Source organism: Aliivibrio sp. 1S175 (genome assembly GCF_001690985.1).
Classification (GTDB): Bacteria; Pseudomonadota; Gammaproteobacteria; order Enterobacterales; family Vibrionaceae; genus Aliivibrio.
In genome coordinates, this window is record NZ_MAJS01000090.1 from 16106 (window position 1) to 32161 (window position 16056).

9 protein-coding genes are annotated in these 16056 nt (G+C 38.7%); 3 read left to right on the forward strand and 6 right to left on the reverse strand.

The features are described from left to right. Positions 1-156: 156 nt before the first annotated feature. Positions 157-1410, forward strand: a complete 1254-nt coding sequence (gene sstT, locus A6E06_RS18555; RefSeq protein WP_065592824.1) for a serine/threonine transporter SstT — start codon at positions 157-159, stop codon at positions 1408-1410. Positions 1411-1486: 76 nt separating this feature from the next. Here sstT and A6E06_RS18560 read toward each other — a convergent pair whose 3' ends face one another. The 3 genes from A6E06_RS18560 to glgC form a co-directional block, all read right to left on the reverse strand. Beyond that, complete coding sequence (locus A6E06_RS18560) at positions 1487-2152, reverse strand: YoaK family protein (RefSeq protein WP_065592823.1); 666 nt, start codon at positions 2150-2152, stop codon at positions 1487-1489. A 172-nt stretch (positions 2153-2324) separates the two neighbouring features. Next, positions 2325-3773: a glycogen synthase GlgA gene (glgA, locus tag A6E06_RS18565; protein WP_065592822.1), complete on the reverse strand. Its 1449-nt coding sequence runs from the start codon at positions 3771-3773 to the stop codon at positions 2325-2327. Next, positions 3763-4980 (reverse strand): glucose-1-phosphate adenylyltransferase, encoded by a 1218-nt coding sequence (gene glgC / locus A6E06_RS18570; protein WP_065592821.1) that lies wholly within the window; start codon positions 4978-4980, stop codon positions 3763-3765. Before glgC ends, glgA begins: the two co-directional genes overlap by 11 nt. A 304-nt stretch (positions 4981-5284) precedes the next feature. On the opposite strand from glgC, the gene A6E06_RS18575 reads away from it, so the two are divergent. Continuing rightward, positions 5285-5932, forward strand: coding sequence for a YdcF family protein (locus A6E06_RS18575; protein WP_065592820.1), 648 nt, complete (start codon positions 5285-5287; stop codon positions 5930-5932). Between the two features lie 66 nt (positions 5933-5998). Here A6E06_RS18575 and glgB read toward each other — a convergent pair whose 3' ends face one another. From glgB to A6E06_RS18590, 3 genes are read right to left on the reverse strand one after another with little or no spacing between them, the layout of a single operon-like run. After that, positions 5999-8146 carry a 1,4-alpha-glucan branching protein GlgB gene (gene glgB, locus A6E06_RS18580; protein WP_065592842.1) on the reverse strand — a complete coding sequence of 716 codons (2148 nt, stop codon included), beginning with the start codon at positions 8144-8146 and terminating at the stop codon, positions 5999-6001. A gap of 53 nt (positions 8147-8199) precedes the next feature. Continuing rightward, positions 8200-10377: a 4-alpha-glucanotransferase gene (gene malQ / locus A6E06_RS18585; RefSeq protein WP_065592819.1), complete on the reverse strand. Its 2178-nt coding sequence runs from the start codon at positions 10375-10377 to the stop codon at positions 8200-8202. A 55-nt stretch (positions 10378-10432) separates the two neighbouring features. Next, positions 10433-12886 carry a glycogen/starch/alpha-glucan phosphorylase gene (locus A6E06_RS18590; protein ID WP_065592818.1) on the reverse strand — a complete coding sequence of 818 codons (2454 nt, stop codon included), beginning with the start codon at positions 12884-12886 and terminating at the stop codon, positions 10433-10435. A gap of 396 nt (positions 12887-13282) precedes the next feature. Between A6E06_RS18590 and malT the strand changes: the two genes are divergently transcribed. Then, entirely contained in the window at positions 13283-15988 is a 2706-nt protein-coding gene (gene malT / locus A6E06_RS18595; RefSeq protein WP_065592817.1) for an HTH-type transcriptional regulator MalT, read from the forward strand. Positions 15989-16056 lie beyond the last annotated feature (68 nt).

Here is a 16056-nt window from a genome sequence, read left to right on the forward strand (position 1 = left end):
CCAACAATTATATCTGTAACACGTAAATTCTATAAGTTATCGGCATTTTAAAAGAAGTCTTTAACAAGTTAGTGCAAAAAAATAGACAATAATGTTACTATCTTTCGCATAAGCATCAGATAAGATGTACGTAGTACTAAATTAAAGGAATTTAATATGCCGCAACAAGCCCAGCCCCAACCATTACTCGTTCGAATGATGAATACAAACATCGTTATACAAATATTAATTGGTATTGTAGCAGGTGTTGCTCTTGCCACTCTTTCACCAGAAACCGCAGTTTCTGCCGGCCTTTTTGGTCAATTATTTGTTAGCGCATTAAAAGCGGTTGCTCCTATTCTTGTCTTTATTCTTGTTGCGTCTTCAATAGCAAACCAAAAACGAGGCCAAGACTCAAATATGAAGCCCGTTGTTGTTTTATATTTAGTCGGAACCTTTTGTGCATCACTAACTGCCGTCACTATGAGTTTCATTTTTCCGACAACCTTATCTTTAGTCACTGATGCTGCAACCAATAGTGCACCTGAAGGCATTATGGAAGTGTTGTATACTTTATTATTTAAAATTATTGATAATCCAATTAATGCATTAATGACAGGTAACTTTATCGGTATCTTAGGCTGGGCCGTTGCGCTTGGTTTAGGTTTACACTCTGCATCTGATGCAACAAAAAAAGTATTCATTGACCTTTCAAACTGTATTTCAAACATTGTAACTGTGGTTATCCGTTTTGCCCCTATTGGTATTTTTGGCCTTGTTGCAAGTACTTTCGCAGAAACTGGTTTTGATGCATTAGCAGGTTATTCTCACCTATTAGCCGTTTTACTTGGTTCAATGGCAATTATTGCCTTAATTGTTAACCCATTGATTGTATTTATTCGTACCAAACGTAACCCATATCCACTCGTTTTCTTATGCTTACGTGAAAGTGGTGTAACGGCATTCTTTACTCGAAGTTCTGCAGCAAATATTCCTGTAAACATGGCATTATGTGAGCGTTTGAACCTACATAAAGATACTTATTCTGTATCAATTCCATTGGGTGCGACAATCAACATGGCCGGAGCGGCAATTACCATTACAGTACTGACACTTGCCGCTGTACATACATCAGGTGTTGCCGTTGATTTACCAACAGCTCTATTACTTAGTTTAGTTGCTGCTGTTTCGGCGTGTGGTGCATCAGGTGTTGCCGGTGGCTCACTACTACTTATTCCATTAGCATGTAGCCTATTTGGTATTCCAAACGAAGTGGCAATGCAAGTGGTTGCTATCGGCTTTATTATCGGTGTGGTACAAGATTCAGCAGAAACAGCATTGAATAGTTCAACTGATGTTCTATTCACTACTGCGGCTTGTCGTAAGGCGGATAATCCATATAAGCCACTAGTTCAAACATCAAATTCTTAATCAATACTAAGAAATAAAACTAAAAATGGCAGCTAAATTAGCTGCCATTTTTTATTTAGACATTGATTCACTAAACTTATTGATGGTCTTTATGTTGGTACAAATAAATAGAATAAGAAAGTGCCAATAAAGCACATAATGTAGCAGGTATCGCTAGTGTATTGATCCCTAATGATGGATAAAAATAACCGCCAATTACACCACCAAATACAAAACCAAAAGCGATGAATAAATAAAGAGCTAATCGGCGATGATGGATCGGTTCACCCTTTAATTTCATACCAAACATGATACCAAGATCCGTTAATACACCAGTCACATGGGTTGTTCTAACTACGGCACCGCTGTATGTTGTTACTAAACCATTTTGTAAGCCACATGCAGCGGATGCAAAATAATGCCCCCATTGACTACCCTCTTTTAATACAAACATTGCAGCAAACAATAGTAAACTTTCAATCATAAGCGCGAAATTATAACGTCGCCCTAGTTTAAGTGCGGTACAACCAACAATCAGGCTACTTAACGATGAGCCTAAAATAAAACTGAATATAATAAAAAGTAAATGCCACGTTTGATCATTAAAACCAAGTAGTTGTGTACCTAGTAGAGTAGCGGTCCCTGAAAGATGCGAAATAGATTGATGTTGAAAACCCAGCAAGCCCACTGAGTTAGTAATTCCAGCTAACAACGCCAGAAAAAAAGTGCCGTATTCGACCCATTTAGGTAATTTTGAAATCACAATTCGATACCTAGCCAGTAAAGAGGGCTATTCTATACCCAACTTACACTAAGATACAATTTCAACTCAAATTTATTAAACTTCTATACGGATTAATGATCCATTATGTATGGATATAGAAATAAAAAAGGAAAGACCTAAGCCTTTCCTTTGGGTATACCTAAAACGAGAATTAAGATACGTACATTTCTACGTATTTTTCCGCCGCGTTATCCCAGCTGAAATCTTGCTTCATTGCATGTAATTGCACACGTTTTATTTCATTTAGGTTTTGGCTATAAAGTAATAGAGAACGCATTAATACTAATAACAATTCTACAGGCTCTGGATTTTTAAAACTAAACCCTGTGGCATTATCAATATCACTGTCGTAGTCAGTTACACTGTCTTTAAGACCACCAACTTCACGAACAATAGGTAATGTTCCATAAGCCATGCTATAAATTTGATTTAATCCACATGGTTCAAACTCTGATGGCATTAAGAAGAAATCAGATGCTGCTTCAACCCAATGAGCTAACTTATTATTGTACGCTTCAACAAAAGCAAATTTATCACTATGTAACGCTGCAATTTCAGCCAATTGATTAGCTAGAACAGGGTCACCAGTGCCAACAATAACCACTTGAACATCATTCTTTAAGAACTGTTCTAAAATAGGTAACAAGTAGTGAATGCCTTTCTGGTGAGTCAAACGACAAACCATGCCATACATTGCAACGTCTCTTTGAGGCAAATTAACGTCTTCTTGTAGTACTGATTTGCATGCCTTCTTACCACGAACCATACTAATGCGGTTTGCTTTAAACTGTTTAGGTATAAAGCTGTCTACTTCTGGGCTCCACTCACTATAATCACACCCGTTTAGGATCCCAAACAGGTCTGACTCTCTTGATTGAAAATCAACAGCCATGCCATGAGAACCGAGTTCTGTAAGTAACTCTTTTGCATAAGTAGGGCTTACTGCATTAATTTTATCCGCACACAGAACACCGGCTTTTAGCATACTTATATGGCTGTGGCTTACTGCTGCTTCAGGCACATAATGTGCTTTAAACTCAGAAAGACATGCAATGTCATCATAATTAAAAATGCCTTTAAACACTGCATTATGTACAGATAAAACGGAACGAGTATGTGAAAAGAAAGCATCATTTTCGTAACGTTTTTTCAGCAGATATGGGACTAATCCGGTATGCCAATCATTCGCATGAATAACGTCAGGTTGAACATTAAGCTTTGGCAGCATATCAAGACAAGCAGCGCTGAAAAAAGCAAATCGTTCACCATTATCAGAATACGCTTGGTTATTTTCACCATACATTTCTGCACGATCAAAATACTCAGCACACTCAATACCAAACACCGAAATGCCATCCACTTCTAACGATCTAACTTGATACTGCGTATGTGGCCAGTGCGTTAATGTTGTTTCCAGTATAATATCAGCGGCATCTCGGCCTGAAATCGACTTATAGGCAGGCATCGCGATGTTAACTTGATGCCCTAACTTTTTAAGAGACTTAGGCAGAGCCTTGGCAACGTCTGCCAAGCCTCCACTTTTAATCAACCCTTCAACCTCAGATGCTACAAATAAAATTGAAAGCGTCTTAGTAACCAATTCTCACTCCTTTAGGGATAACGACTATACCCTCATCTGAAACATGATATATCTTCTTATCTTCTTGAAGATTAACACCAATTTCAGTTCCTGGGGCTATATCTACGCCTTTATCTACGATAACTCGGCGTAAAACACAGCCTTTACCGATTTTTACATCACCCAGAAGAATACTTTCACTAATATCACACGCAGAAGCGATGTTACTACGGAAACCAAGTACCGATTTCTCAATACGAGAACCACGGACGTAACTGCCACCACACACTAAACTGTCAATGATTTGAACTCGGCCATTGTCAGAATCTGTGAATGTCGCAGGTGGAAGTGGCGGGTAATATGTATGAAGCGGCCATTTACGGTTGTAGAGAGAGAATGGAGCATCTTTCTTAAGAAGATCCATGTGCGCTTCCCAGTACGACTCAATCGTACCTACATCACGCCAGTAAACTTCTTCTTTTTCACCCGTAATATGATTGGTACTAAAATCATAAACATACACATTCCCTTCTGGGAACATTTTTGGAATGATGTCCTTACCAAAGTCATGTGAAGAATCTTCAAGCTCAGCATCTATCTTTAGCTCTTTACATAGGCTTTCTGATTCAAAGATGTAGTTACCCATTGAGACCAATGCAATACCTGGTTGGCCTGGAATACATTTTGGATTCGCTGGTTTTTCTTCAAAACCAATCATTTTCCCTTTTTCGTCTACTTCGATAACACCAAAGCCAGTCGCGTCTTTCGCTGGCATACGAAGTGCAGAAACAGTCAGAGCTGCTTGTTTCTTCTTATGGAAATCGAGCATTTGTCGAATATCCATCTTATAAATATGATCAGAACCAAAAATACATACGTGTTCAGGATCTGATGCTTCAATAAAGCTAATGTTTTGATAAATCGCATCCGCAGTACCTTCGTACCAACGTTTACCTGTACGCATTTGCGCAGGAACAGGGTCAATAAAGCGATCGGTAATTCCATTTACATTCCAACCTTTTTTCATATGTTGGAATAATGATTGTGACTTAAACTGAGTCAATACATAAATACGCATTAAATCTGCATTTACAAAATTGTTTAAGGCAAAATCGATTAAACGATAGCTACCACCAAACGGTACTGCAGGTTTTGTACGTGACTCTGTTAACGGACGAAGACGTGAGCCTTCACCTCCAGCCAAAATCATTCCTAATACACCAGCCATTTTCTCTCCAACTTTTATAATTAAAATAGTAATTATTAAAAATATTACTTATATCTGTTTATTATGGGATTAACTTAACACATTTGGATTACAAAACTGTGATACATGTAACTTCAATTTGTTTACAAAAAAGATTCAACCAATAATGTGCATCAGCTCAATCTTTACCACCTTCAAGTTAACTTTGCGTTAACATAAAAGACACAAAACCAAAATACAGTATTACAGACTAAATAATATAATTTGCCTCAATATTAAACGATGTGCAATTATTCAGTCACTTATATAATCACAGAGGTGTTATATGCAACGGTCACTTTTTCAACAATTGCAACTAGTGTGGGATTACCATTTACTGAGCCAACCAATAAGTAAAAGCGACGCTATTTTTGTCTTATGTAGCTATGATTTACGTGTTGCTGAACATGCTGCACAGCTATATCTTGATGGTTATGCTCCATTATTAATTTTCTCTGGTGCTCAAGGTCGAGCTACTGAAGGTTTATTTACGCTAAGTGAAGCAGAAACCTTTGCACATGTAGCTAAAGATATGGGCGTGCCCTCTTCCGCTATTCTTGTCGAAACAAAGGCAACAAATACCGGCGAAAACATATTTTTCACTCAAGCATTATTGAAAGAAAAAAATATTTCGATTAATTCTCTTCTTTTGGTTCAGAAACCATATATGGAGAGGAGGTTACTCGCCACTTTCTTAAAAAACTGGGCCGATATCGAATTCTGTATTTCATCGCCTAATATTACTTTTGTAAATTACCCTACAGAAGAGGTCACATTTGATCATGTCGCTAGTATTATTCTAGGTGAATTACATCGCTTAAAAGTATACCCAACATTAGGATATCAAGAAGCACAGGATATTCCCGATGATGTTTGGCAAGCCTTTGAAAAATTGACTAAAATTGGGTTTGATGAGTATTTATTGCCAGAATAAGCGAGCAATGAAAAATCCCTGAATAACATAATTATTCAGGGATTTTTATTACGAAAAACTTAATTATTACTTCAAACGATAAAACATTGTCGACAATGGAGGAAGAGTGAGTGAGATAGATAGTGGTAAACCTTGAGATTCTACTTCTTCAGTTTTCACTTCACTAATGATGTCATAGCCGCTGCCACCATAAACATTAGCATCACTATTAAGGATTAGTTCATACTCCCCAGAAATTGGCATTCCTAAACGGAAATTTTCTCTTGGTGCAGGAGTGAAGTTACTCACAACCAAAATACGCTCGCCATTATCACCCAAACGTTCATGAGCAAGTACACTCATTTCCGCTTCATCTTGTAAACGCCATTCAAAACCAACAGGATTGCAATCGTTCTGATATAACGCAGGTTCTGATGTGTACAGCTTATTCAAATCACGGACTAAAGATTGCATGCCTGAATGACGTTCAAACTGCGTTAAGAACCATTGTAATTGACTGTCATGATCCCATTCAGCACTTTGAGCAATTTCAGCGCCCATAAAGTTGAGTTTTTTACCTGGCTGACCATACATATAACCCATATAGGCTCTCATGTTCGCCGTTTTTTGCCACTCATCACCTGGCATTTTATCTAAAATAGATCCTTTGCCATACACGACTTCATCATGAGAAAGTGATAACACATAGTTTTCACTAAATGCGTATACCATTGGGAAAGTAATGGTGTCATGATGATAACGTCTGTGAATTGGATCTTCTTGAATATAACTCAGGCTATCGTGCATCCACCCCATATTCCATTTAAAGCCAAAACCTAAACCACCATCAAATGTTGGTGCAGACACGCCAGGGAATGCAGTTGATTCTTCGGCAATAGTCATTGCATTTGGATAATGAGAATACACTTCTTCATTCATCCATTTTAACAACGCGATTGCACCGTGGTTATGGTTTCCGCCATCCCAATTAGGGATCCACTCACCATCTTCACGTGAGTAATCAAGGTAAAGCATTGACGCAACCGCATCAACACGTAAGCCATCGATATGGAAGTGTTCAAACCAATACAGTGCATTTGAAACTAAGAATTCGCGCACGTGTTGTTGGTCATAGTTATAAATAAAACTCTGCCAATCATTATGCCAACCACGGCGAGGATCTGGATCATTAAACAATGACGTTCCATCAAAATTCGCTAAACCGTGTGAATCTGATGGGAAGTGGGCAGGAACCCAATCAAGAACAATACCGATACCCGCTTGGTGACACTGATCAACAAAGAATTTGAAATCATCAGGTGTACCAAAACGACTCGTCGGAGAGAATAAGCCAATTGGTTGATAACCCCATGATCCATAAAATGGATGCTCTGAAACAGGCATTAACTCAATGTGGGTATACCCCATATCTACAATATAAGGGATTAATTGTTCTGCTAATTCACGGTAGGTTAAAAAATCACCTTGTTCATTTCGCTTCCATGAACCTACATGTAATTCATAAAACGAAAGAGCTTCCTTTTGCTTTTGAGTTACAGGACGAGTTTGCCATGAGGAGTCTTGCCACTGATATTCTTTTTGATCATACACCACAGAAGCAAATGAAGGGTATTGCTCATTATAAGCACCAAATGGATCCATTTTATGAGGTAATGCTTCCCCACTTGGACCTTTTAGCTCAAATTTATATTTAGTCCCAGCGCTTTGTTCAGGAATAAATAGTACCCAAAGTCCATTATCAATGCGTTGCATTAAGTGACGACGTCCGTCCCATTGGTTGAAATCACCAATTACGCTAACAGAAGATGCATTAGGCGCAAACACGACATAGCGTACACCTTGTATATGCTTATTACCTCGCTCTACCGTCATTAAATGCGCACCTAAGTGGTTATACATTTCTTTTGGGGTATGAGCTTCAGCGTCTGTCGGTGATATATTATGATATTGATATGGGTCATCAATCACTTGCTCTGCACCATTCCAATCAACAACTAACTGGTAGTGAGTATTAGTAAGATCAAGTGAATCATTTAAGACGAATGCACCAGAAAGCAAAGGATCTGGCGTTAATAGATTGTCTGAATGTAGAGAGAGGCGAACACTTACCGAAGTGGCTCCTGGAAGCCAAACCCGCAATGCGATGTGATTTGATTGATATTGTGGACCTAGAAAAGAAAACGGATCTGAAAACGCAGCCCTTTCGAGCTGCATGTAAATGTCCTTTTCTTTACGTTCAACAAGTAAGTTCAACGTAAATACTCCTATTATTTTCGGCTAGCTTGAGCTCGAATTTCAGTTATGCGCTTAGTTAGTTCATTAACAGCTTGGCGATTAAATAATTCATCCAAGGTAATTGATAACTTACGACGCCAGTTTGGATATTCATCAACAGTTCCCGGTATGTTAACTGGTTTATCCATTTCTAGCCAATCTTCAAGCTGTAAACTGAGAAGCGTGCTCGATCCTGCTGCCAAATGATATTGGAGTGCATCACTCAGATGTCTATCCATAGGCACATAAGAGGCATCACGCCCAACTCTTTCAGGAAGGAAACCATGAAAATCAACACTATTTAAAATTTCTTGCTTTGACTCTGCACGAGTTTGAAATAATTCTTTCAATTGTTCAGGGTCAGGATAAAGGCCAATTTCTTCGCCCATTTTTAAATCATCACAATGCCAGAAACCACGTAATGTCGGCATATCATGAGTACATAATGCTGACATCGATTGTTCTTGGTAATGCGTTGGAGAATAGAATCCACCATCTTTTGCTGTTTCAAAGAAGAAAACTTTATAAGAATGAATACCTGCATCCGCTAATAAATCAACAATCTCATCAGGCACAGTACCAAGATCTTCACCAATAACTGAACATTGATGACGATGGCTCTCTAAAGCAAGGATGGATAACATATCTTCCACAGGGTAGTACATGTACGCACCCTTTGTCGCGTCTTCACCTTTTGGGATCCACCACAAACGTAATAAACCTAATACGTGGTCAATACGTAATGCACCACACGCTTTCATATTTGCGCGAAGTAATTCAATATATGCATCGTAAGCCGTTGCTTTTAATGCATGTGGATTTAATGGTGGTAACCCCCAGTTTTGGCCTAGAGGACCTAAAATATCAGGTGGAGCGCCAATGCTAACATCTAAACATAAGTTGCCATGGTCAGCCCATGTTTCCGAACCTGAATCCGCAACACCTACGGCCAAATCACGATAAAGACCTACGTCCATACCTTTACCTTCAGCAAATTGCTGAACATCATTAATTTGAGTAAAAGCAACCCACTGTAAGTACATGTACAAATCAACTTGATCACGGTTATCCGTAATAAATTGCTGTACTTGTTTATTATCAAAATGCTGAAACTCACTTGGGAAAACAGGCCACCCCCAAATACTTTGATCTTGTGTATAAAGTTTATTATGAAGTGCATCAAAAGCAGCCTGATGAAGTAAGCTTTCTGCGCCCTCTTCAACAAACGCTAAAAACGCATCAGCACGCGCACTATTTTTATCTATATGGCGTGCTTTAAATTCTTCAAAAAGGAAAGGAAGTACACTCATTTTAAGTGACGACACTTCAGTGTAATTCACCCAATGAGATTGACGCGCTTCATTCAATCGTTGTTGGAATTCAGCACTACCCACTAATTCTTGAGCTTGATTACATAATGCAAATTCAGGCACTGAACACACATCAATGTATAGAATATTCAACCAACGACGTGATGATGGGCTGTATGGACTTGCGCCTTCAGGATTTGCAGGAAACAATGAGTGAATTGGATTTAGACCAACAAAATCACCACCACGGTTTGCAATATCACCCACTAACTGTTTTAGGTCACCAAAATCACCAATACCCCAGTTATGAGAGGTTCTTAATGTGTATAACTGGACACTTGGCCCCCACATTTTTTTACCTTCATTAATCGCTTCTTGCTTAAAACACGCTTTTGGAGTGACAATCAATGTCATTACATACGGCGTTTTACGGCGTTTACGAATAATTTCTAATGTGTGGTAACCCCAAGGTAATACAGGCAGAGAAAATAATAATACACCGCCGTTATCACGCTCATCAGCAACAACTTGAGACTGTAAATACCCCTCAAGGATTTCACCCTCTTCAGTCGTTACTTTCCAACTGAATTCGCTAATACGTGCACTTTTACCTAACTGCATTTCAACGTGTAAAGGGTCACTGTCTCTAATGACTTTGACTGGTGCTAACACGTCTTTTTTCTGCATTTTTTCAGAAGAACTAAGCAGAGTTTTATCATTTTTAGTGTCATAACCTAAAGAAGCCAGTAAACAAGTTAAGGTCTCGTCACTGACTTTTGCTTCATCGCCCCAAGCGCTTATGTAACTATTTGCTAGCCCAGCCTGCTCTGCGATTTTATGTAGTACATTATTCTCTTTCATCGCTTTCTCCAAGGGCAGCATAACACTGCCCTCATTTATCTATTTCTGAATCAAATTAACGTTTTACCGCTTCTAGTTTCCAGATGTTATTTACATAATCACGGATACTACGGTCTGAACTGAATTTACCAACAAGAGCAGTGTTTAAAATAGCCATTTTCGCCCACTGTTTTTGATCACGATATGCTGCATCAATCTCATTTTGAGCACGAACATAATCTGCAAAATCCGCCAATACAAGGTAAGGATCACCGCCGTAAAGTAAGTTGTCACGAATTGCAGATAGTAGGCCCACTTTACCTGGAGTAAACTCATCACCCGCAAGAAGATCTAACGATGCTTGCAGTAATGAATCTGCTTCATAATATTTATACGGGTTGTAACCTGATGCTTTTAGTGATTCGACTCCATCAACATCAAGACCGAAGATAAAGATATTTTCATCACCCACTTCTTCACGGATCTCAACGTTTGCACCATCCATCGTACCGACAGTCAATGCACCGTTTAAGGCCATCTTCATGTTACCCGTACCCGATGCTTCTTTACCTGCGGTAGAGATTTGCTCAGACACGTCAGCGGCTGGAATGATGATTTCAGCCATGCTCACACGGTAATCAGGAATGAAGACAACTTTTAAGAAATCAGACACGCGAGGATCGTTATTTACTTTCTCTGCCACTTTATTAATAGCAAAGATGATCTCTTTTGCTAAGTGATAACCCGGTGCGGCTTTTGCTGCAAAGAAGAACACTCGTGGGTGCATATCAAAACCAGGTTCATTCAAAATACGGTGGTATAGAGAAAGAATGTTTAGCAAATCTAAATGCTGACGTTTGTATTCGTGCAGACGTTTGATTTGAACATCAAAAATAGCATCAGTATTTAATTCAATACCCATGTTCTCTTGAACCCAATCAGCTAAACGTTGTTTGTTTTGCTTCTTAACCGCCATAAACTCTTTTTGGAATTTAGCGTCATCGGCAAATTTTGCGATATCACGCAATTGATCTAAATCTGCTGGCCAGTTATTACCAATCTTAGTTGAAATCAAGTTAGAAAGGCCTGGATTACAGAACTTCAACCAACGACGAGGCGTTACGCCGTTCGTTACATTCGTTAATTTACCAGGGAAATATTCATTAAATTCTGGGAATAAATCACGCTTAACTAATTCAGAGTGAAGTGCCGCTACGCCATTTACCGCGTAAGAAGAAACAACACATAAATTCGCCATACGCACCATGCGGTGAGTGCCTTCTTCAATAATTGAAAGCTTACGTAGTTTGTTTACATCGCCCGGCCACTTAAGTTTAACGCCTTCTAAGAATAAGTAGTTAATCTGATAAATGATTTCCATATGACGAGGAAGCAATCGCGAAATTAACGATTCGCTCCATGTTTCTAGAGCTTCAGGAAGTAAGGTATGGTTTGTATAAGCAAACGTCTTAGAACAAATAGCCCAAGCCGCATCCCATGTTAAATTACGCTCATCCATTAAAATACGCATCAACTCAGGAATACCGATCGTTGGGTGTGTATCGTTTAATTGGATCGTTTCATATTTTGGAAGGTCTTCAATCTTATGACCTGCTGCGTCATGGCGACGCAGAATATCCGCAATAGAACAGGCACAATGGAAGTACTGCTGCATTAAACGCAGTGTTTTGCCTTTTTCATGGTTATCATTCGGATACAAGACTTTCGTTACGTTACCCGCATCAATCAGAGCATGTTGCGCTTCAAAGTAATCACCATTGTTAAAGCTAGCTAAGCTAAACGGTGCTTTTGCACGACATTCCCATAAACGTAGTGGGTACACCGTATCACTTTCATAGCCTACAATTGGTAAATCCCAAGGCATGCCTTCTACTGACATTCCAGGAATCCAACGGCGTTTCTCTTCACCATTAACAATATGTGTTTCTACATGACCGTAAAAACCTGCGTTTTGAGCGAAGTCTGGACGAGCCACTTCCCACGGGTAGCCTTCTACACCACACCATGCATCTGGTGCTTCTTGTTGACGCCCATCATCAAAAGACTGACGGAACAGACCGTATTCGTAATGAAGACCGTAACCAATAGCTGGGAACTCTTGTGCAGCCAAAGAATCCATAAAACAAGCAGCTAAACGACCAAGACCACCATTACCTAATGCAGGATCGCGTTCTTCTTCTAATAAATCAGTCAGGTTATGCCCTAACTCACCCATTGCATCCGTAATGTCTTCGTAAAGACCCATGCTAATTAGGTTATTACCTGTTAAACGGCCAATTAAGAACTCTAAAGATAAGTAGTTAACACTACGTGCGTTCTTAATTTTCTCATCATTTTCAGTACCAACAAGATCAAATGTTGTTAGTTCAGCTAGGGCTTTACCCATCGCTAAATACCACACTTTAGAAGTTGCTGTTTTTTCATCAGCACCAAATGTCGTTACTAAATGTTGTTTTACAGAAGCTTGAAATGCCGCTTTATCAAATTTTTTGATGTTGTTCTTTTTCATCTTTTGTCTCTCACGAAAGTTCATAAATCAACTGTGATTAATCCTGCCTGTTTCATCTAGGGGTCGCATCCTCCCTTTTAGGGGGAGGAGAATAAAAATAGATAAGGCGTAGCTAAAAGGAGAAAACATAACGTGATAAAACTCCAACTTTGTAGGCCTACAAGAGAGTCTTACGTGACAAAAAGCACATTTTTACAATACAAAACACCAAGTGATAACAAGATCACATTTTTGAACATTAATAAAATTACATTTACTACCGTTGTAGATTCGTTTTATTTACAAATCAAACAATAATAAAAACATAACTTAGCTCACAGTTATGGGGCGTAGATGGTACATCTTTTCTCATAATTGAGGATAATATCTTCAGTATTTTTAAGAAGAACAATAATTATGTTAATACCATCGAAATTACATTTCCCAAGACGCTTGCATAACGCAATCACGCGACAACGAGTGTTAAATACTCTGTCTGATGCTGCACATTACAAGCTAGTTTTATTTCGATCTCCCGCAGGCTACGGTAAAACAACAATGGCCGCACAATGGCTAGCAAATAAAGAGGCTACAGGTTGGTATAGTCTTGATGAAGGCGATAATGATGAATACAAGTTTGCAAAGTACTTCATTCAAACCATCAGCAATGCCACTAAGTTAGAGCTCCAACACTCCAAAGCCTTAACGGAAAAAAGACAGTTTGCTTCATTATCAAGTTTATTTTCTCAGGTTTTTACTGAGCTCATTCCATTCCAAGATGAAGCTTACTTTGTACTGGATGATTATCATTTAATTACCAATGACGCGATTCATTTAGGCTTAAAATTCTTCCTTAAACATTTGCCTGATAATCTTACTCTTGTTATTACCAGTCGCTCTCAACCCCCTCTTAACACCGCCAATTTACGTGTTAGAGATCTATTAATTGAAATCGACAATCAAAGTTTGGCATTTGATCAATCAGAGACCTCTCTATTTTTTAATCAACGCCTTAATAGTGATATTGACCAAGAATCAATTACCAATGTTCGTAAGCATGTTGAAGGGTGGCCATCCGCCCTACAGCTCATTGCGCTGCACAGTATTCAACACAATCAACCATTAAGTAATTCGACTCAGGCGATGGCTCAGCTTAATCACACTCATTTATGGGATTATCTTGCTGAAGAAGTCTTTGACCATTTAGATAAAGAGACACAGCACTTTTTAATGCGTTGCGCTGTATTTGATCATTTTAGTACTCAGTTACTGATTACGCTCACTGACCGAAATGATGCTCAGTTATTAATTGAAAACTTAAATCGTTTTGGTTTGTTTATTAATACCGATGGAGATAAAGGAGATTGGTACAAATTCCATAACTTATTTGCTGAATTTTTAACACATCAACGCCAAAACCATCTTTCACATGAAGAAACTCAGTTACAGAAAAAAGCAGCACAAGCTTGGTTATCAAGCGGTAATATTTACCAAGCACTTCGTCACGCAAAAAATGCAAACGATGATGCCTTAATTGCTGAAATTTTAACGCAACACGGTTGGCATTTATTTAACAATGGTGAACTAACCTTACTTGAATCAACCATCAATAGTCTTGAACCTGAGGTATTATTTACTTCACCAAGGCTTGTCATTATTCGAGCGTGGTTGGCGCAAAGTCAACACAACTATTTACAAGTCGATGATCTTATTTCAGAAGGTCAGCGAGAAATGTCTGCTCGAAATACGACGCTAGATAGATATATGCAAGGTGAACTTGATGCGCTTAGAGCCCAAGTGGCGATCAACAAAAATGAGCCTGAAGTAGCTCTGGCATTTGCAGAAAAAGCCCTTGAAGAACTAGACACCAACAAATATCGCAGCCGTATTGTTGCTACTTCAGTTATTGGTGAATATCACCACGTGTCAGGGAATCTTGCTCAAGCCTTAGCGCTAATGCAACAAACTGAAAAAATGGCCATGACTTATGGCATTTATCATCAAGCGTTATGGGCTATCTTACAACAAAGTGAAATATTAATGGCGCAAGGCTTTATGCAAGCGGCCTTTGATCTCCAAGATAATGGGTTTAAATTAATTAAAGATCAAGATTTGGGTCAATTGCCATTACATGAGTTTTTATTACGTGCCCGTGCACAGATTTACTGGTTCTGGTTTCGATTTGATGAAGCAGAACAATATACATGGAAAGGGCTAGATGTTTTATCTCCTTTTGATGAAACGAAACATCTACGTGGCTATTCAATGTTGGCTCGTTTAGCGGTGGCTCGTGGCGAATTAGACAAAGCAGAACGATACCTTGAAAAATGTCAGCAGCTATTAAGCCAAGCAGATTATCATATCGATTGGAAAGCAAATGCCTCTTCAGCACAGCTCTTCTATTGGCAAGCCAAAGGGAATACTAACGCTATGAGTTATTGGCTTAATCAAACAGAAAAACCAGAAACTCGCTGTAATCACTTTACTCAACTCCAATGGCGTAATATTGCCAGGGCACAATTTCATCTAGGCGATATTGAACTCGCAATCAATACCCTACAAACGTCACAGGCCATTGCTCAACAGCATAAACTGATCACAGATATCAACCGTAACGCAATCATGGAATCCGTTTTATTATACGAAAATAACCAAATTAATGAATCTGTCGAAGTAATGCATCTTGCTATAAAGCAATCGAATCAAACTGGTATTATTGGCAGCTTTTTAATGGCCGGTAAAGGAACACTAAAACCATTAGCAAAACTATTACAAAAAGGGCAAATTTCTGAACTTGAAAAGCATCGTATTGAACAATTACAAAAAGCATTATCTAACAATGAACGATCTCGTTCTGCTCACTTTGATGAAGCCTTTATTGAAAAAGTAATCAATACGCCAGAAGTTCCTGAATTAATTAGAGCGAGCCCATTAACTCATCGAGAGTGGCAAGTACTTGGCTTAATATATTCAGGCTTTAGTAATGAACAAATTGCAGCAGAGTTTGACGTGGCACCAACAACCATTAAAACCCATATTCGTAATTTATATCAAAAACTTAACTTACCAAACAGAAAAGCAGCCATCGCGATGGCTGATGAACTAGTAGGCATGATGAAATAATCATTATTACGACATTTTTTACACAAAACTTATGTATAATTACGCACCTTGGTGCATCATGCATAAGT

Excerpts from the sequence above, each read along its gene's own strand:
- sstT (WP_065592824.1), top strand. The coding sequence starts at position 157 with ATGCCGCAACAAGCCCAGCCCCAACCATTACTCGTTCGAATGATGAAT.
- glgC (WP_065592821.1), bottom strand. The coding sequence starts at position 4,980 with ATGGCTGGTGTATTAGGAATGATTTTGGCTGGAGGTGAAGGCTCACGT.
- A6E06_RS18575 (WP_065592820.1), top strand. The coding sequence starts at position 5,285 with ATGCAACGGTCACTTTTTCAACAATTGCAACTAGTGTGGGATTACCAT.
- glgB (WP_065592842.1), bottom strand. The coding sequence starts at position 8,146 with ATGCAGCTCGAAAGGGCTGCGTTTTCAGATCCGTTTTCTTTTCTAGGT.
- malQ (WP_065592819.1), bottom strand. The coding sequence starts at position 10,377 with ATGAAAGAGAATAATGTACTACATAAAATCGCAGAGCAGGCTGGGCTA.
- A6E06_RS18590 (WP_065592818.1), bottom strand. The coding sequence starts at position 12,886 with ATGAAAAAGAACAACATCAAAAAATTTGATAAAGCGGCATTTCAAGCT.
- malT (WP_065592817.1), top strand. The coding sequence starts at position 13,283 with ATGTTAATACCATCGAAATTACATTTCCCAAGACGCTTGCATAACGCA.